The sequence below is a fragment of the Herbidospora mongoliensis genome, from assembly GCF_001570545.1.
Taxonomy (GTDB): domain Bacteria; phylum Actinomycetota; class Actinomycetes; order Streptosporangiales; family Streptosporangiaceae; genus Herbidospora; species Herbidospora mongoliensis.
In genome coordinates, this window is record NZ_BBXD01000008.1 from 521,531 (window position 1) to 539,612 (window position 18,082).

The window sequence follows — 18,082 nt, forward strand, 5'->3', positions numbered from 1 at the left end:
TGCTCAATTCGGCTTGCAGTCGGCTTTACGGCCGCTCTCCTTGCAATTAACCCATGACCTCATCCAGCGTGATCGGCAGCGACCTGATCCGCTTCCCGGTCGCGTGGAAGATCGCGTTCGCGATGGCGGGCGCCACCCCGACCAGGCCGATCTCGCCGATCCCCTTCACCCCGATCGGGTTGAACGCGTCGGGTTCCCCGACGAACTCGATGTGGACGTCCGGGACGTCGGCGTTCACCGGGATCAGGTAGTCGCCGAAGGTCGCGTTGGCGATGCGACCGGTGTCCATGTCGGTCACCGTGTCCTCGAACAGCGCCATCCCGATGCCGCCGACGGTCCCCCCGAGGATCTGGCTGCGGGCCAGCTTCTCGTTCAGGATCCGGCCGCCGTCGTTGACCGTCACGATCCTGGCCAGCCTGATCCGCCCGAGGTCCTCGTCGATCCGTACCTCCACGAAACGGGCGCCCCGCGCTCCGGCCGGCGTCATCCCGAGTTCGTCGGGTGAATTGGGTGTCGAGTCGCCGTCGGCCGCCATCTCGTCCAGGCCGTGGACGGCCAGGATCCGCGCCAGCGACTCCCCGCGCGTCGGCTCACCGCGGCGGTAGAGACGGCCCTCGGAGACCTCGACCTGCTCGTACGGCACGTCGGCCAGGGGCGAGAACGGATCGGTCTTGGCCAGCTCGACGAACTTCTGGATCAGCCGCCCGCACGCGTCGTGCACGGCGCTGCCGAGCGCGGCCGTCAGGCCGGAGCCGCCCGCCGCGGTGCCGGCCGGCATCTCGGTGTCGCCGAGCTGCATCTCGACCTGCTCGACGTCCAGCCCGAGCAACTGGGCGGCGAGCTGGGCCATGATCGTGTACGTCCCGGTCCCGATGTCGGTCACCGCGCTGCGCACATAGGCCGAGCCGTCGCCCCGGACGATCACCCTGGCCGCGCACGGCTGCTGGTACCAGAAGAAGCTGACCCCGGCCACGCCGTAGCCGATCAGCTCGTGGCCGTCGCGCATCGAGCCGATCTCCGGGTTCCGCTGCGACCAGCCGAACCGCCGCGCGCCGACCTCCAGGCACTGGCGCAGCGCGTTGCTCGACCACGGGCGGCCGGTCTTCGGATCGACCTCGGCGTAGTTGAGCAGCCGGATCTCCAGCGGGTCGAGCCCGACCTCCCAGGCCAGCTCGTCGATGGCCGACTCCAGCGCGAAGTTGCCCTGGGAGTCGCCGGGGGCGCGCATGAAGTTCGTCCACGGGATGTTGAGGCGGACCTGCTGGTCGCGGGTGGTCACGTTGGGGCTGGCGTAGGACCAGGTGGAGACCGACGAGCAGGGTTCGTACTCGTCGCCGTCCATCGGGAGCGTGGTGAGACTCTCGTGTTCGATCGCGGTCAGCCGGCCGTCGCGGGTCGCGCCGAGTTTGAGCCAGTTGACGCTGCTGGTGCGGTGGCCGAGGCCGGTGAACATCTCCGGCCGGGTCAGCTCCAGCTTCACCGGGCGGCCGACGTGCCGGGCGGCCATCACCGCGAGCGGGATGTGCGACCAGCAGCGCAGCCCGGCGCCGAACCCGCCGCCGACGAACGGCGTCAGCACCCGCACGGCGTCCTTGGGGACGCCGAACATCGACGACACCACCAGCTGGACCATGTTCGGCCACTGGTTGGAGTCGTGCAGGGTCAGCGTGTCGCCGTCCCAGGCCGCGAGGGTGGTGAACAGGCCCAGCGGGTTGTTGGTGTTGTCCGAGGTCGTGTACGTCTGGTCGATCATCACCGGCGCGCGCTTGAGCGCCGTCCTGACGTCGCCCCAGGCGGTGTCCTCCCCCCACGGGTCCTTGATGCGTTCGGCCCTCGGGTCGTGCGGGTCGAGCAGGGCCTCGCGGCGCTCGTACTCGACCTCGATCAGGTCGGCCGCGGCGGTGGCGTTCTGCTGCGTGTCGGCGACCACGACGGCGATGTACTGCCCGTAGTAGCGGATCACGTCGTTCTGCAGCGGCGCCTGCGGGTTCTTGATGAACGTGGCCGGCGCCTCGTCGAGGTGGTCGGCGTTCTCATGAGTGATCACCTCGAGCACGCCCGCCGACTTCCCGGCCGCCGTGGTGTCCAGGCGGGTGATCCGCCCGGACGGGATCGTCGACCGCACCACGGCCGCGAAGGCCATGCCGGGGAGGCTGAAGTCGTTGGGGTATCTGGCCTGGCCGGTGACCTTCAGCGGTCCGTCCACGCGGTTGACGCCGGGCCCGAGTATGCGCGGCTGCTGAATCGTCGTCACGAGGTCACCTCCGTCAGCGCCCTGACCAGGGTTCGTTTGGCGAGTTCGACCTTGAACGCGGTGCCGGGCACGACGTAAGGGTCGTGGATCATGCCCTCGGCCGCGCTCCGGAAGGCGTCGGGGGTGGCGGGGGCGTTCCGCAGCACCTCTTCGGCCTCGAACCCGCGCCACGGGATGGTCCCCACGCCGCCCATGGCGATCCGGGCCTCGGTGATGACCGACCCGTCCATGGTCAGCGCGACGGCGGCGGAGGTGAGCGCGAACTCGTACGAGGCCCGATCCCGGACCTTCAGATAGGTCGACCTGATCCCCTCAGGCGGCAACGGCAGGTCGATCGCGGTGATGAGCTCGCCGTGCCTGAGCACGTTCTCCCGGTTCGGCGTGTCGCCGGGCATCAGGTAGAACTGCGTCAGCGGTACGGTCCGCTCCCCGTCCTCGCTCTGCAGGTGCACCACCGCGTCGAGGGCGACCAGCGCCACGGCCAGGTCGGAGGCGTGCAGCGCGATGCAGTCACGGCTCGCCCCGAGGATCGCGTGCATCCGGGCCACGCTGGCGACCGCCTCGCAGCCGCTCCCGGGCTCCCGCTTGTTGCACGCGGGCACGGCCGGGTCGCGGAAGTAGCGGCAGCGGGTGCGCTGGAGCAGGTTGCCGCCGATGGTCGCCATGTTGCGCAGCTGCGTCGACGCGCCCAGCAGCAGGGCCTCCCTGACGAAGGGCGCCCGTTCGATGAGCGTACGGTCGGCCGCCAGCTCCTCCATGGTGGTCAGCGCCCCCACCTGGAGCATCGTGCCGTTCTTGCGCACTCCCCGCAGCGGCAGCCGGGTGATGTCGACGAGCAGATCGGGATGGAACACGCCGTCCTTCATCAGGTCGACCTCGGTCGTCCCCCCGGCCAGGAAGTCGGCGTCCGGGTCGCCGGCCACCGCGGATATCGCCTCGGCGACCGTGGAAGGGCGTTCGTACCGGAACTCACGCATGACGGGCCACCTCCCGGACCGCCGAGACGATGTTGGAGTAGGCGCCGCAGCGGCACAGGTTGCCGCTCATGAACTCGCGGATGTCGGCGTCGTTGCCGGCCCGGTTCTCACCCAGCAGGGCCACGGCCGACATGATCTGCCCCGAGGTGCAGTAGCCGCACTGGAAGGCGTCGTGCCGCATGAACGCCTCCTGCATCGGATGGGACTCCAGCCCCTCGATCGTGGTGATCTCCCGGTCGTCGCACTGCGCCGCCAGCGTGAGGCACGACAGGATGCGCCGCCCGTCGGCGATCACCGTGCAGGCCCCGCAGGCGCCCTGGTCACAGCCCTTCTTCGTGCCGGTGAGCCCGAGTTTGTCGCGGAGGGCGTCGAGGAGAGTGACCCGGGGGTCAGCCAGGTCCAGCGGATATTCCATGCCGTTGACGATCAGCGTGGTCATGAGTCCCCCTTTGTAGTGACGCTAACCGTGCAGGTGGGGGCCCTTTCAAGCCTGTGCGGACGAGGATCAACGCCCCCATGGGCGAGATCTGACCTCCACCTGTCTCCGGGGGCCTCCAACGGGCTGAACAAAACTTCCGAGTTTCTCCGAAGTTTCCGTTATCCACCGGTGACCTGCGGGTCTCCTATGTGTCGGCGCGTGCGAGCGCCGCCTCCTCAACAGGACAAGGACCCCATTCACCATGAGCACTACCGCCTCGCGCGGCATCCGAGCCGGACGTCAGGTCCGCCGCCTGGCGCTGGCCGGTGTCCTCGCCGGCCTCATGAGCACCTCCCTGGTGAGCGCCGCCTCCGCGGCCGAGGTGCCCCTCTCGCAGGGCCGTACCGCCACCGCCTCCTCTTCTGAGCGCGGTGATCTGGCGCCCGCGGCCGCCTTCGACGGCAAGACCGCCACCCGCTGGTCCAGCAAGTTCAGCGACCCGCAGTGGCTCGCGGTCGACCTCGGCAAGTCCACCGCCATCAAGCAGGTCGTCATCAACTGGGAGCGGGCCTACGCCACGGCCTTCCAGATCCAGACCTCCGCCGCCGCTGGCGGCCCCTGGACGACGGCGCACACCACCACCGCCGGCAAGGGCGGCGTCCAGACCATCAACGTCTCGGCCACCGGCCGCTTCGTGCGTCTGTACGCGACCAAGCGCAACAGCCAGTACGGCGTCTCCCTGTGGGAGTTCCAGGTCTTCGGCACCGCAGGCGGCGGCGGGGGCACCACCGACCCCACCCCCACCCCGACCCCCACCAAGCCCACCACCCCGAGCCCGACGCCGACCAGCGGCGGTGGCGGCGGCACCAACCCGACCACCCCGGCCGCCGGCTGGGTCCCCGTCGACCAGGCCGCGTGGCAGAAGGTCCTGGCCGACTACAACAAGGTCCCGTTCGAGACGGTCCCCGCGAACATCGTCCGCGTCCCCGAGTTCCACGCCAACTGCACGGTGGCCAACGAGGCCGCGGACGACCCGATCGTCCTGCCCGGCCTGGTCGGCGCCTCCCACCTGCACACCTTCTTCGGCCCCAAGGTGACGGCCAAGACCACCACCGCGGACCTGTTCAAGAGCGAAACCACTTGTGACGCCCCCGGCGACACCAGCGCCTACTGGGCCCCGACTCTGCTGAAGAACGGCAAGCCGGTCCCGTACAAGAACTTCCGCGTTTACTACGGCTCCCGCCTGAAGGACCCGTCCGAGGTCCGCCCCTTCCCGCCGGGCCTGCGCGTCGTCCAGGGTGACGCCAAGCGCCAGGTCGCGACCCCCAAGGGTGCCTCCGGCCAGTTCTGGTGCGCCGGCAGCGCCGAGACCGGCCGCAGCGCCGACGGCAACTGGCCCGTCTGCGCCCCGGGCGGCAACCTGATCTACCAGCTGACCTTCCAGGACTGCTGGGACGGCAAGAACATCGACTCGCCCGACCACAAGTCGCACATGGGCCCGGCGAAGAACGGCACCTGCACCGGCGACTACCCGGTCGCGGTCCCGAACCTCTCGTTCATGCTCGGCTTCGACTCGCTCGGCGGCGACGGCCTCGCGCTGTCGTCGGGCATGGCGTCGTCGATCCACGGCGACTTCATGAACGCGTGGACGCCGGCCAACCTGAACGCCCTCGTGAAGGTCTGCATCAACCAGAAGGCCAAGTGCGGCGTCACGCCGGGCTGGAAGAAGTAACCCATTCCGCATGAGGAGCGGCGCGGCCATCAGGCCGCGCCGCTCTTTTTTGAGTACGCCCCTACTCATGCGACGAGATCGCGTTCCCGCGAGTCTTGGTGCCACAGCACCGGCGGAGGGGACGGACCATGCCACAGCACATCCGCAAGTACTGGGGACCGCTCAAGGGGCGGACCTCGCTCAACTTCAACTGGGGGGCGATCAACGCCAACTCGATCGTGCACGTCGCCGCCAGCGAGTACATCCCGGAGTCGGACCCCGACGCGCACGGCGGCTTCGCCGACGCCAACCACCAGCGATTCATCGGCTCCGCGAACGTGACGGTCTCCAACATCGCACCGCACGGCCCTCCGTGGGATTCCAACCAGGGCGTGACCTTCGTGGTCAACGTGGACTGGCCGCATCCCCTCCCCATCGTCACCGACATCACGGTCTTCGACGAGGGCCCGCTCGAGATCCAGAACTAGACCACGCTCCATCAGCCGTGGCCCGGACGCCCTCGGGTCAGCCGATCGCCTTGAGGTTCACCAGCCACGACACCGCCGGGTCGGCGCTCCTCCCGTGGACCAGATCGTCGTTCCTGCCCACGCTCTCCGGCACCTCGACGAGGTCGTCGAGGGTGACCAGCCGATTCCGGCCGGGGTCGAAGAAGCGGTGGCGTACATCGGTGAGCAGCCTGCCGCCGTGGGCCAGCCACGAGTACCCCGTCAGCGGTGACTCCCGGAACCCCGTGCCGTCCAGCCGCTGGATGAAGGTCTTCATCAGCAGCAGGGAGGTCTCCGGTACGTCTGTCGGCGCTCCCACGGGAATGGGCTGCGATTCCACGTAGTAGAAACTCGGGCGATCTGTTGCGGTTCCGACCACCTTGAGGGGCCCGCCGGAGGAGTGCTCAATCGCTGTACAGGTCGGCCCGCTGACGGAAGGCCAGCAAGTTGGTGCGCACATTCCTTGATGTCGGGTGATCGGCTCCCAGGATGCGTTCGCAGTCGGTCAGGAGCTGCTCGAACAGCGAGATGGCCCGGCCCAGATCCCCCGCCATCCCGTAGACACTGGCGAGGTTGCTGCGAGATCGCAGAATGTGGAGGTGATCGTCGCCCAGCACCCGCTCTTGATCGGCCAGGTTCTGCTGGAACAGCCGGATGGCCTGATGCAGATCCCCTGCCGCGTAGTAGGCAATGGCGAGGTTGTTGCGGGAGGCCAGGGTGTCGGGGTGGTCGCCGCTCAGCACCCGTTCCCGATCGGCCAGGTTCTGCTGGAACAGCCGGATGGCCCGGCCCAGGTCCCCCGCCGCTTGGTAGGCGTCGGCGAGGTTGTTGCGGGAGACCAGGGTGTCGGGGTGGTCGCCGCCCAGCATCCGCTCCCGATCGGCCAGGTTCTGCTGGAACAGCCGGATGGCCGGTCCCAGGTCTCCCGCCGCCCGGTAGGCGCCTGCGAGGTTGTTGCGGGAGATCTGGGTATCGGCGTGGTCGCTGCCCAGCCCCTGCTCGAAGTCGGCCAGGTTCTGCTGGAACAGCGGGATGGCCCGGCTCAGATCCCCCGCCTCCCGGTAAGCGCTGGCGAGATTACCGCGGGAGGTCAGGGTGTCGGGGTGGTCGCCGCCCAGCACCCGCTCGGCATCGGTCAGGTTCTGCTGGAACAGCGGGATGGCCCGGCCCAGGTTCCCCGCCGCTTGGTAGGCGTCGGCGAGTTTGTTGCGGGAGGCCAGGGTGTCGGGGTGGTCGCCGCCCAGCACCTGCTCGAAGTCGGCCAGATTCTGCTGGAACAGCGGGATGGCGCGGCCCAGGTCAGCCAAGTGCCGGAGGTGGCTCCCGCACGAGGCGCGTAAGGAGAGCAGGCTTCCGGGCGGTTCTCCGAGGTCGGCGGCCAGGATGTGAAGGCTTGTGGTCTGTTCGACGAGCATGTCGACGGCGGAGCGGGCGGCCCAGGTGGCGGCGCCGTCAGGGATGTGGGCGTTGAATCCGTCCAGCAGGTCGATGGCGTTGTCGAGCACCTCTGCCAGGCGGCTTCCGCCGCCGGCTGCGGTGGTGGTGGCGCGTTCGCGCAGCACGCGGCTGGTGAGGCGGTGCATGAGGACCGTGGTGCCGTCGTCGCTGAAGCTGACGAGCGAGGTGTCGGCCAGATCGGCCAGCAGTTGGTCGATGTCCTCGGTGTCGGCGGGGTCGGGTTCGGTGGTGCCGTACAGGATCGCCCGGGGGACACCGGCCTCCGACAGGGCCGACAGCAGCTCCAGCAGGGCCCGCGCCCTGGGGATGGTCTGTTCGGCCTGGTCGATCGACAGCAAGGTGGCCTGCACGGTCCCGGCAGGGTAGCCGTCACCGGCGTCGGGCAAGTACCGGTCCAGTGGGTAGTCGCGGAGCAAGGTGAGGTAGGCGGGGTAGGTCAGGCGGCGCCGGTGGATGTAGGCGCCGGCCTGCCCGATCGCCAGCGGCAGACACCCCAGCTCGGCGGCGACCTGGTCGGCGCCCGGAGTGGTGCGCTGGGTGCGTTCGTGCAGGAAGTTCACCGCTTGGCCGGGGGTGAAGACGCCGACGTCGACCGCCTCGTACAAGGTGTGGAAGGCGCGGTTGCGGGTGGTGATCAGAATTCGGGCGGCTCCGGTGGCCGGGCACCACCGCCGCACCGACTCCACTTGTGCGGCGTTGTCGAACACCAACAACGAAGCCTGCCGGCTGGCCGCCAGCCAGTCCCGCGCCCTGACCGCGGAAGCGAACGCGTCCTCGCCCGCGACGACGACCTCCAGGCGGCGCGCCAGAGCGGCCAGGCCGGTGACGATCTGGTCTTCGGTTTCAGCGGTGATCCAGGCGATGACCGGCCACCCGGCCCGCTGGCACGCCCACGCGTAAGAGGCGGCCAGCAGGCTCTTGCCCACCCCCGGCGTGCCGGTGACCGCATCGATCACCGCCGCGCCCCGCCCGTCCACCTGCCCATGCAACCGCGCCAGCAGATCACCTCGCTGCTGGAAGGCGCGCGGCCGCTGGGGAATGTCCCCCTCGACGATCTGCCGAGCCGGCGCGGGCAGCGGCGGGAGGTTGAAGATGAACTGGTTGTGGCCGGCCTGATTGATCCGGCCCTGGCCGGAGGCGGTGGCCTCCATCCGGGTCGATCCGGCGGGACCTTGGTCCGGCTCGTCCTGACCGGCCGGTGCGGGGCTGTTCATCACTCGTTGATGGTCTGGTCGCCGCCGGCCTGATACACCCGCCCCGACCCGGACGCCTTCGCGTTCATCTGCACATTGCGCGCATTGTCCCCGGTGGAGACGATCCCGCTGTTGTCACCGCCGATGGCGACCGACCGCTCACCCGAAGCCGTGACATTCGGCCTGGTCTGCCCATCGCCGCTGTCCTCCGCGGCGGCGTCCACCCCGCCGCCGCTTCTGCCGGCCAGCAATCCGTACAACGCCACCCCCAGCCCGGCCAGAGCGACGAACACCCCGATCACACTGGCCAGCTGGTCGGCCTCCGCCAGCTCCACCCTCGACAGGTAGACACCCAACCCGATCGCGGCGACCATGGCGACCGCGATCCCGCCCCATATCAGCACACGCCTGCGCATAGCGGCCATCATCAACCAATCACCAAGATCGCACAATGTGATCGGCGGATAACGCACCGAATGTCCAGTGTGCTTCTTGCCTGATCCGCACGCGTGGGGTGCGTCAGGTGTTCGATGCGATCAACACGTCGCCGCGGCTGCTCGAACCATCGGAGAACACCCTGATCGCGGGCGGGGTGAGCGAGCTGTCATGGTCGTCGTACCAGGTCGGGTTCCAGTAGAGCGCGACCACGGCCACATACCCGATGAGCGCCCACTGCACGACCGCCAGCGGCCGCACCCGGCGGCGGGCCACGAGCAGCAGGTTCGCCAGCACGACCAGCGCCAGGGCGACGGCGGGGTAGGCCGCGCGCATCCGCCTGCGCATCTCGTCCAGGTACTGCTCGAAGGTGGGGTCACCGAGCCCGCGGATGACGCTGTCGCCGTCGCCGAAGAGCGTGTCGCGCTTCACGGCGTCGAGATGCCACAGCAGGCCGCCGACCACCGTCAGATCCACCACGAGGATCAGCGCGACGACCAGCACAGTGCGAAGGGGCGGGCGCATCCGGCGGACTCCTTTCGTCGGTCCTTGAGACGCACCGGCGAAGGTGGAAGTTCGGCCGGTTCCCGACCCCGAGGGCGAACGCCAGGTCCGCCTCACCGCCCAGACCCTCCTGACCGACCACCCCCGCACCATCGAAAACGGCCGAGCCGGATCACCGGGCTCGGCCGTTTCTCTTCCTGACGCCTGACAAGCAAAAACCCACTTTCTGTTACGGCTCCGCCCACCCTGGCACCGACCACCGCCCCCGGTCCGCGCCGCACCCGGCGCCGGCCACCCGCTCCCGGCCCCCACCGCCACGGGTCATCGGCCACCGGACCGAAGGCCACGGAGCCCGCTGTCAGTTGCCCACCGTGAACGTCAGGATGGTGCGGTCGTCAGGCTGCCCGTCCACATCGTTCTGCACCCGGATCTGCCTGGTGGCGCTCTGCCCCGGCCACAGCAGGAACGTGCCGATGCTCCCCTTGCCCTTCAGCCAGGGAGTGTCCGCGCTGTCACCCTCGAAGAACCAGACGACGATGTTGTCGACGGTCAGAATGCCCGAGGCGGCCCACCGGAGCCGGTAGTAGATCTCGGTGCGGGTCTCCCCACCGCACTTCGCCCAGGCCTTGAAGCTTCTGGCCGGCCCGCCGATGCCTCCCGTCTTGCTACGCGGGAGGGTGGAGCGGCAGCGCTCGTTCTTGCCGAAATTCTCGTAATCCATCATGTCGAACGTGATGTTGACGGTCGCGGTCCGCTCGGCCAGGGCGGACGCCTCGGCAGCGGGTGCGAAAAGACCCAGAGAAAGGGCTCCCGCGGCGGCACTGAGGCCGAGAGAACGGACGATGCGGTTCACCGGAATCTCCTTTGGTGAGGACGACGCTGTCCGCAGTAAAAGCCGGTCCACTTGCAACGTGCCTTCGAGACACCTGCCTGACCGATGCAAGGACCCCCGCCGCGTAGCAGAGCCCGGCGACCACCAGGGCGGGACTCATACAGTGGCCAGGCCCACGGCGCAAAATGACCCCTCCGGGCCTCACAGCGGGGCCGATTTTGGAACGGCGCGGCGCATATCTCGCATACAGGCACAGATCGAGGTCTACCGGCACCAGCTCAAGCCGGTGATCGCCAAAGGCGCTCACACGATGAACATCATCTTTGGTGACAAACCGTCGCCGTGAGTCTGAGCGAGTTGGCTCCCGAAGACCCTCAGAAACAGAAAAGGGCCTGACCCGCTCAGCGGATCAAGCCCTTACCTGTTACTCCACCGTCGGGGTGGCGGGATTCGAACCCACGGCCTCTTCGTCCCGAAGGAAGATCAGGCTGTCTGAGGAGGTCGACGGGAGTCGATCGGGTGGCTCTGACTTGGGGGAGAAACCTGGGGAGGTCGGGGGGAGTCTGAGGCTGCCACAACACGGTGGCTCCCAAAAGTGGCTCCCGTAGCCCGGGTTCTGTCTCCTCCCAGGATCGGCACCGTCAGTCAGACGCTTGACCCCGCGTGACGACAGACCGAGGCGCGAGAGAAGTATCTCCATCCGTGATCATGTTTCTCTCTCGCACTGAGGTGATCAGTGCTCTGAAAGCATGCGGAAGGGTATCCGGCTTGTGCCGTAGAGCTGTCTCCAGGTGGATCAGAAAAGCATGTAGCTCGGGATCCGAGACAGATAGGGCATGCTCTCTAAGTCGGTCTATATCGCGGAAAACTTTAGCGTCTTCGTCCAATGGCTCGATAGTTACCAAATTTCTAGCCATGGCCATGATGAAGTCGCTGATGGGGAGTGGCCGCCCTGTTTCCTCTGCTTGTTTGCCCCAATCGCCCATCCATCGCAAGTTGGCCCATAGGCGTGCCACTAATGCCTCCTCTAGCCAAGCTCTCACCTGCTCGCGGACCGCGATTTGTGGGCCAGTAAGTGTCCGCGAGGATATTGTCAGCTCAACAATTGCAGCCAACGCTGTGAGCGCAACACCGAGGGTTATTGATTTACTGAAATCTTCTGTGAAGACCTGAGTGGTTACGGCGGCCGTTCCACCCGCACTGAGAGCTCTTGCCGAGCTTCTCCATCGCTGATGCCGCCGACGAATTTCGCTGTCGGGAACGTATCGATGGATTTCAGCGGCCATTTCCCAGCGGGCTGCGCCGGGCGCTTCGCCTTCACGCGCCTCGATAAGCACGCCATGTGCTTCGTTGAGCACCGCATCGGCGAATCGCTTTGCGCGATCTTCTTCATCGAGATGGTAGTGAGCGAAATCGAGCGCTTTCCGGCCTGGAGCGCTTTCGGCAGCTTCCTTGATCCAGGCTCGCAGCCGGTCATCGAAGGTGAGGCTGAGTCGACTCCGATAGTCGGGGAACCGAATCCCCCATGTAATCTTTTCTCTGACCCAGCGACCCGTCCGGCGGAGTAGCCCAGAACGGTCTTGGTCAATGGGCAACTCGGTGATATCAAGTGCATCGCAGAAAGCGGTGGCCGCCTGCCCGACTTTCTCTGAGACAATGGTGTCGTCCTCGCTAAGTGCACGCGACACGGCCTGCCAGCGCAGATGCTTTAACCATCTTCTTTTTTCTAGAGTTTTCTTTCCAAATTGATACCAGCGCACACTTGCGCCGGCGTATCTAGCGACAGGGGGGTGTGCCGACATGCCTCAAGCCTATGACTAGCTGGTTGCTTCAAAGGTCCGTATCGATAGCGATTGCGTTACATCGGGCGGTTTTTGCCGTAGAACGCAACATCTAGTCAATTCGCGCCCTGCTTTGGGGTCGCAATTGGGTGGATATGTCCAGACTGCTCACTATCTGGGTTGCATCACGAGCACTTGCAATGTGTGACGTTTTTGTGCACCCGAATGAAATTTGTCATGGTTGAGGCAAGTTCAATCCTTGTGGCCGCCGCTTCTTGCTATCCACCACCAAACGAAACTCGCGACTAGAAGCGAGACATTCCATGGACTGGCGTCTGTAAATTGACTAAACTCTTCGAGTTCTGCATATTCGACTGACCAGGTGAAAAGAATACAGAAGACCAGGACGAACGTTCCAGAAGCTAGGCCCAAAGCCTGTAGTTCCGGAGCCATAGAGCTCCACCATTGGCGGAGTAGATTCACGAGAGCTTCGTGATCGGCAAGTCCACCGTTGTCGGACGATACGGCAGCGGCTCTGTCTGAATCAGTCCTATCGATACCACCCTGTGTTGCACTAGAGAAGTTCTCGCGCCGATAGCTGAGCAATGCCGGACTCTGGAGCGATGAAGCTTCGATGAAGCTCTGGGCAAGCCGTTCCAGGGCCGGGGCGAGGCGGGTGACGTCGTGCTTGGCGAGCATGGCGGAGTGCTGCTTGGCCAGGTTCTCCAGGGCCGGGGCGAGGCGGGTGACGTCGTGCTTGGCGAGCATGGCGGAGTGCTGCTTGGCCAGGTTCTCCAGGGCCGGGGCGAGGCGGGTGACGTCGTGCTTGACGGCCATGGAGTAGAGCTGCTTGGTGAGTCGCGACTCAGCGTCGAAAAGCGCAGACACATGGGGGCTTACCCGGCGGTTTGCCATGCGCTGAGCCTACTTGATGATCAGTAGCCAAGCGTTTACGTAATGTGATATTGCAATACCGTCCGTGTTGCGGCCGAGGCGGCCTTTGATACTAAGATTGCGACTCAGGTTGCTGGGTTGAGTTTGACTGGACTTGGCGAGCTAGTCTTTGTGTCTCTACTGATTATCGCAGTGGTCTGCCAGCGAGCTTCTCTCGGGTTCTTTGCTTCTGATGAGGATGAGGACACCACAGGAGGCGGGATGATCGCAGCCGTCAAAGAGCGACTAGTCCGCTGGTTCCGCACTGCCGCGCTCGTAGGCTCGAATCTACTCAGCGGGCTGGCCGTTGAGGCGGCAGTGTCGGGCTGAGCCCAGCAACCGGGCTACCTTTTCGCGTCGCATTCTTAAGTGGTTTCGTTCGTCGGTGATTCCATGACGAAGCTACCCATGCCGGGCTCCGTTCGTATGAGCCCGTCCTGCCGCAGGGCGCGGTGAACCTTCTGGCCTGTCGCTGTGGCGATGCCGTAGATCTCCTGTAGCCCGAGGACGGACGGCACCTGGTCGCCGGCAGAGAGCTCCCCGCGCTCGATCTGCCCCTTGATGTCCTCATACACCTGGACCCACCGGGGAATCCCCGGCTTCCACTCCAGCCCTTGATCAGCCACACGAACACGCTAGGTACGTGACGCCATGCCTAGCGAGATACGACATGCCTGGTGTGCTATAGCATGGTGTACTACGGTGGACGTCATGGTGACTCCCGAGAGCAAGCCTGACCCCGTGTCCCGCCAGGGGCGCGCAGAGGTTACGCCTGTGTGGGTGCCCTTCCAGAGCACCCGAGGTGATCGGTTCCGGGTATCCGAGACGGCCTGCTGCGGTGTCTATGAATGGGCCTGCCAGGGCGGATTGTATTTCATACTCCGCTACACCAAACAGAACGGATATGAGGAAACAGGAAGAGGGCTCTACCGGGAAGCCCGAGCCCTATGGGATGGCCTAACCATCGCACACAAACTCACGCACTCCAACGGTCGTCCGCCAGGAACGCAAAAGCCAGCCGAGAAAGACTTACCTACGAATAACTCTCAAGAACGGTGATCCGCAAATGACCCACAACAGTCGAGACCAGTTCATTCACCTCATGCGCTTAGCATGGGACCTTCGGATGGAAGGGATAGGATTATCGGTCAAGTTACAGCAAGGACAAGAGCCATTCTTGGAGATCCCCAGGGCTGTCGGCCCTCTGCGAGTGATGGCGTTTCTGCAACACAACGAGTGGAAGTTCACCTGGGGGCGGGGTCGAGAGAACTCGATATCCGCTCTCAGTGAGCAAGCCGCGTTGAGAATCTTGCGGCTTGCTCGAAGTGGCGACGAGCTAACGCGCGGCCCCGTCAGATAGGGGAGTCCCATGACTTATCAGCAAATCGCCGTAATCGTTAGAGGCAGGATCCGAGAGTGCGAATACCCGGAAGGCGCTCTACTGCCCTCAGAGGCAACTCTTTGTGGTGAGTTTGGTGTGGCTCGCTCCACCATCAGGCGAGCTCTGGGGTTGTTAGAAGGCGAAGGGCTAATTGTCGCTATCCCCGCGAAGGGGCGACGCGTAAAGAGCAGCCCCATGCCTGTGCCATACCTGTACGCGACCATCGCAGATGATATCCGTAGCCGAATTCGACATGAGAAGTTGCGAATGGGAGATCCTGTTCCGAGTGAGGCTGTGCTTCGCAAGCGTTATGGCGTCTCACGCAACACAATCCGCCAGGCTCTTGCACTCCTTGAGAGGGATGGACTACTCGTGGTTCAGCTGGGAAGCGGGCGATTCGTAGGCACCGCTGCGGGCACCTAGCCATTTTCCGTCAGAGGGAAACTTCTTCCGATTCGGCCATCAGCTCACGCCATGGAATATCCGTGGTTGTGATGATCTGGCCCTTCCCCACGAACCGTGAAGCCACGAAGAGACCCGCGTCATGAGCGGCCTGCCCCGCGTGACTGGCCGATGCGTCCGCGATGAGCCACGGTGTGAGGTCCCGCTCGAATGCGTCGACAACTGTCTTGAGAACGCAGCTCTCCGTGTCGATGCCGCAGATGTAGAAGTCTCTCCAGCCGTATTCCTGCGCGAGTCGGTCGCCCTCTTCGCTGAAGAAACTGTAGATGGTCTTTTCGACGATGGCTGTTGCCTTGCTGGCCATCGGACTCAACTCCGGAACGATGTCGATCTCTGGTGACGTCTTCACTTTCGACCAGCGAATCAAGCGCTCGAATGGGCTTCCGTCATAGTTAAGATACCGGGTGAAGACTACCGATCCGCCAGCGGCCTGCCACTGTTCCACCAGAGGGGCGATCACCGATATGACGGGGCTGGAATGCTCGGTGATGAAGCCGTTCTGCGCGTCAATGACGACCAGCACCGACGTCTTGTCGAACATGGAAATTACCTCTCCCGAGTTTCGCGAATGATGTCGATGGCCTCAGACAGGCGGTCCGGTGTGCCGCTCGTGTCCAAAATCGCCATGCGCATGGTCTTGTGATATTCGGTCTCTTGTGGGCGCGCATTGGTCAACCGGGATCGTGTCCCACGCAGAAAACGCCACCCGTACTGATCGGCGACTTGTGGGTCTTCCCCTTGCTCGATCTGGGTATTGATGAACTCGCAATAGGACCAGATTGATTGCGTGGCGAGTTCGACGTTGACAATCTCGTGTTCCGCAAGCGCTCTTCGAGGCGCGGTCGGGTAGTAGACAACGCCCGACCATGATGCGTATCCGATCGAGATTCCTTTGAAGCCGAACGCGGCTATTCCGCCGTGTTCAAATCCATCGGCCAATAGCGACCGCTCGACCAGTTCGGCGTGATCTAAGGACGATCCCGACATCTCCGAGTCCCGCTCATGCAGGATCCTCGGAATGCACATGATTCGTAGGGCCGTATCCAGCTCATGGGACTGCCACGATGGCGCATGAACCCAATAAGCGCTGAGAACGTACGACGCGTTAAGGGAAGCGGACAGCGCCTCGGAAAGATGGCCCGATGCCCACGCCAAATCCCGGGCGTAGGTCTGTCGACGCCATATCGCGAGACTCGCGAGGTTGGGAAGCTCCAGTTCCTCGACGAGATGGAACATGGCCACGCCGAACGGCCACATGTAGAGAGCGCACTTGCCGTGCACGTTGGGGACGTCGACACGATGACATTCGAGACCGAACATCGCGCCGGCGGAAACTGCGGACTGGCGTTCGATCAGCTCTGAGACCCGCGCCGGGCCGATATAGGCCGGAATGAACTTGTGCGACCGAACCCCGGAAAGAGGTCTCGGCGACACCTGCGCCGGCTCGATCGCCCCGAACAGTTCTTGCGTCGTGGCCTGGTAGACCGCGCAATACAGCTCGATATAGAGCGGGTCCTGACAGACGGCCTTCCCGGACTCGTGGCGGTAGATGGTCTTCTCGATCGAATCGAGCTCTGGTAACCCGCGCGCCGCGCCCAACCGGTGCAACTCCTGAGCCGCGCGTCGTCTGCTCCAACCGAGCTTCTGACGTGCTGCGGTTAAGACGCGGTTCGGTTCTGACCGCTTGCCTGGGTCCCTGGAGAGGGGAACCTCGGACATCAGTCGTGTCCTCTCGTGTCCACTCCTGTCATCTGCCGGTCAGGGGTTCCAACTCCGAAGCTGATGACATGACACAGAGACACCGACCAAACGGCCGTCGAGCTCCCCCTCAAAGCGCATCGCGGAACTTCCGGAAATTGCCTGGTGCCGGTTGCACGTCATCTGACCTGCCCGTAACTGGGGAATTTCGGGGACTTGCCAAGGCTAGACGGGACGCACTCAACCTGTCCCGTCCTGTATCGATCCTTCCACTTTCGGCATCGAAGATTTCGCGAATTCCCCGAACGAAGCGATCTCCGCACCCGCCAGACCCGACCACCGACGTGGAAGGGAGGTGATCGATTTGAGGATCCCGATTGGCGGCACGTACGCGGACCGGTGCCCGTGCGGTGCTCTCACCCACCAGTTCGGCGGGTGCTGCCGCAAGTGCACCCGACGTTTCCGCTGGCTCCGCCGCCAGACCCTCCATTAGCGCCGAGAGGAGTACGTCCCATGTTCGTGATCATCTCGATCGCCGCATTCGGGTTCGCCCTGACCCTGACCGCCTTCATGCACGCAGTGATCGTCATGAAGCGAGAGGACAGAGCCGCAAGCCGGTCGCGCACTCACCGCACCGCAACGGCCGCGATCTCCCAGCGCGCCATGGGACTGCACGTTATCGACGACATCGACCAGCGCCCCGTGACCTACGGAAGGAGGTGACTACACCTTGATGATCTCAATCTCTCTTGTGGTCCTGCTCGGCCTGGCGGTGTTCATCGCCCTGCGCTTCACCTACCTGCGCTTCACCCACGCGCTCCTGTGCGTCCTGTTCGGCTTCTACCTCTCCGAGACGGCCGCCGCTCCCGAAGTCCGCCGCTTTATCTCCATCGTCATGGCGACCGTCTTCGGAGTGTCCTGACGCCACTCGACGCGCCAACCGTCGCTGAACCACCCGTAATCGCAGCTCACAGCCTGGCCAGGCTCAGCCGGCACCACACCGAACAGAAGGAATCGCTCATGCGCATCACCCCGTCACCCACGACCAGCTACACGGGCCAAACGCCCACGACCACAGGAGGTGTTTCTCACGATCAGCACGCCGAGCCGCTCACTCGTTGACCTTCAGGAGACCCGCGCCCGACACCGCCGAGTCCTCGATCTGATCGCCCGCCGCCCTCGACTGCGCGGCATGCTCCTGCTCACCGAAGACGGCCGCACCGTCTTGAGCGTTCTGAACCTCATCCCCGTTCTCTGCGCCGAAGTTGAACGCCTTTCCCGCCGAGTCGACAGCGTGCGACTGGACCACGCGAACCTGACGGCCGCCGTGCGCGCCACCCTGGGGGCGCACGCCGACGGAGAGCCTGACCCGCTGTACTACCTCCGCGATGAGCTTTCCGCGGAACGCCCCCACCCTGAGCACGAAGAGCCTACCGGGCGACGTCGCTACCGCCACCCGTACACGTCAGATGCGGGGGAGCGCCAATGAACGCGCACAGACGACTCAGCCGCCATCAAATGCGCCGTCACGCACGGCGC

19 protein-coding genes are annotated in these 18,082 nt (G+C 65.0%); 5 read left to right on the top strand and 14 right to left on the bottom strand.

What is annotated here, in order from left to right; all coding sequences use genetic code 11:
* Positions 1–46: 46 nt before the first annotated feature.
* Genes AW272_RS02630 through AW272_RS02640 form a run of 3 tightly spaced genes read right to left on the bottom strand, consistent with a single transcriptional unit; the run spans position 47 to position 3,670 of the window.
* The gene (locus AW272_RS02630; protein ID WP_066360704.1) at positions 47–2,254 is read right to left on the bottom strand and encodes a xanthine dehydrogenase family protein molybdopterin-binding subunit; all 2,208 of its coding nucleotides are present in this window, start codon (positions 2,252–2,254) and stop codon (positions 47–49) included.
* Positions 2,251–3,231 carry an FAD binding domain-containing protein gene (locus AW272_RS02635; protein ID WP_066360706.1) on the bottom strand — a complete coding sequence of 327 codons (981 nt, stop codon included), beginning with the start codon at positions 3,229–3,231 and terminating at the stop codon, positions 2,251–2,253. The genes AW272_RS02630 and AW272_RS02635 overlap by 4 nt, the downstream gene beginning before the upstream one ends.
* Entirely contained in the window at positions 3,224–3,670 is a 447-nt protein-coding gene (locus tag AW272_RS02640; protein ID WP_066360709.1) for a (2Fe-2S)-binding protein, read from the bottom strand. The genes AW272_RS02635 and AW272_RS02640 overlap by 8 nt, the downstream gene beginning before the upstream one ends.
* A 241-nt stretch (positions 3,671–3,911) precedes the next feature.
* Between AW272_RS02640 and AW272_RS02645 the strand changes: the two genes are divergently transcribed.
* On the top strand, positions 3,912–5,381 hold the full coding sequence (locus AW272_RS02645) for a DUF1996 domain-containing protein (RefSeq protein ID WP_066360711.1): 1,470 nt from the start codon (positions 3,912–3,914) through the stop codon (positions 5,379–5,381).
* Between the two features lie 128 nt (positions 5,382–5,509).
* Complete coding sequence (locus tag AW272_RS02650) at positions 5,510–5,848, top strand: hypothetical protein (protein WP_066360712.1); 339 nt, start codon at positions 5,510–5,512, stop codon at positions 5,846–5,848.
* 37 nt (positions 5,849–5,885) lie between these two features.
* Here the strand turns inward: AW272_RS02650 and AW272_RS02655 are convergent, their stop codons facing one another.
* From AW272_RS02655 to AW272_RS02690, 8 genes are all read right to left on the bottom strand, one after another.
* On the bottom strand, positions 5,886–6,185 hold the full coding sequence (locus tag AW272_RS02655) for a hypothetical protein (protein WP_157518213.1): 300 nt from the start codon (positions 6,183–6,185) through the stop codon (positions 5,886–5,888).
* Between the two features lie 85 nt (positions 6,186–6,270).
* Positions 6,271–8,538, bottom strand: a complete 2,268-nt coding sequence (locus tag AW272_RS02660; protein ID WP_066360716.1) for a tetratricopeptide repeat protein — start codon at positions 8,536–8,538, stop codon at positions 6,271–6,273.
* On the bottom strand, positions 8,538–8,933 hold the full coding sequence (locus tag AW272_RS02665) for a hypothetical protein (RefSeq protein WP_174551784.1): 396 nt from the start codon (positions 8,931–8,933) through the stop codon (positions 8,538–8,540). The genes AW272_RS02660 and AW272_RS02665 overlap by 1 nt, the downstream gene beginning before the upstream one ends.
* Before the next feature lie 103 nt (positions 8,934–9,036).
* Positions 9,037–9,477 carry a hypothetical protein gene (locus tag AW272_RS02670; RefSeq protein ID WP_157518216.1) on the bottom strand — a complete coding sequence of 147 codons (441 nt, stop codon included), beginning with the start codon at positions 9,475–9,477 and terminating at the stop codon, positions 9,037–9,039.
* 337 nt (positions 9,478–9,814) lie between these two features.
* Positions 9,815–10,309, bottom strand: coding sequence for a hypothetical protein (locus AW272_RS02675; protein WP_066360723.1), 495 nt, complete (start codon positions 10,307–10,309; stop codon positions 9,815–9,817).
* Between the two features lie 620 nt (positions 10,310–10,929).
* Complete coding sequence (locus AW272_RS41700; RefSeq protein ID WP_157518219.1) at positions 10,930–12,090, bottom strand: hypothetical protein; 1,161 nt, start codon at positions 12,088–12,090, stop codon at positions 10,930–10,932.
* A gap of 231 nt (positions 12,091–12,321) precedes the next feature.
* Positions 12,322–12,984 (bottom strand): hypothetical protein, encoded by a 663-nt coding sequence (locus tag AW272_RS41705; protein WP_157518222.1) that lies wholly within the window; start codon positions 12,982–12,984, stop codon positions 12,322–12,324.
* Between the two features lie 383 nt (positions 12,985–13,367).
* Entirely contained in the window at positions 13,368–13,628 is a 261-nt protein-coding gene (locus tag AW272_RS02690; RefSeq protein ID WP_174551785.1) for a GntR family transcriptional regulator, read from the bottom strand.
* Positions 13,629–14,371: 743 nt separating this feature from the next.
* On the opposite strand from AW272_RS02690, the gene AW272_RS40265 reads away from it, so the two are divergent.
* The gene (locus AW272_RS40265; protein WP_083957860.1) at positions 14,372–14,806 is read left to right on the top strand and encodes a GntR family transcriptional regulator; all 435 of its coding nucleotides are present in this window, start codon (positions 14,372–14,374) and stop codon (positions 14,804–14,806) included.
* A 10-nt stretch (positions 14,807–14,816) separates the two neighbouring features.
* On the opposite strand, the gene AW272_RS02695 is transcribed toward AW272_RS40265, so the two are convergent.
* On the bottom strand, positions 14,817–15,386 hold the full coding sequence (locus AW272_RS02695) for a cysteine hydrolase family protein (protein WP_066360729.1): 570 nt from the start codon (positions 15,384–15,386) through the stop codon (positions 14,817–14,819).
* A gap of 5 nt (positions 15,387–15,391) precedes the next feature.
* A complete protein-coding gene (locus tag AW272_RS02700) occupies positions 15,392–16,564 on the bottom strand; it encodes a hypothetical protein (RefSeq protein ID WP_066360731.1) in 1,173 nt (390 codons plus the stop codon).
* Between the two features lie 492 nt (positions 16,565–17,056).
* Here AW272_RS02700 and AW272_RS02705 point away from each other — a divergent pair, with 492 nt between their 5' ends.
* Both AW272_RS02705 and AW272_RS02710 read left to right on the top strand, forming a co-directional pair.
* Positions 17,057–17,266 carry a hypothetical protein gene (locus AW272_RS02705; protein ID WP_066360733.1) on the top strand — a complete coding sequence of 70 codons (210 nt, stop codon included), beginning with the start codon at positions 17,057–17,059 and terminating at the stop codon, positions 17,264–17,266.
* A gap of 10 nt (positions 17,267–17,276) precedes the next feature.
* Positions 17,277–17,465: a hypothetical protein gene (locus tag AW272_RS02710; protein WP_245657163.1), complete on the top strand. Its 189-nt coding sequence runs from the start codon at positions 17,277–17,279 to the stop codon at positions 17,463–17,465.
* A 189-nt stretch (positions 17,466–17,654) separates the two neighbouring features.
* On the opposite strand, the gene AW272_RS02715 is transcribed toward AW272_RS02710, so the two are convergent.
* Complete coding sequence (locus AW272_RS02715) at positions 17,655–17,999, bottom strand: hypothetical protein (RefSeq protein WP_066360737.1); 345 nt, start codon at positions 17,997–17,999, stop codon at positions 17,655–17,657.
* Between the last annotated feature and the right edge of the window lie 83 nt (positions 18,000–18,082).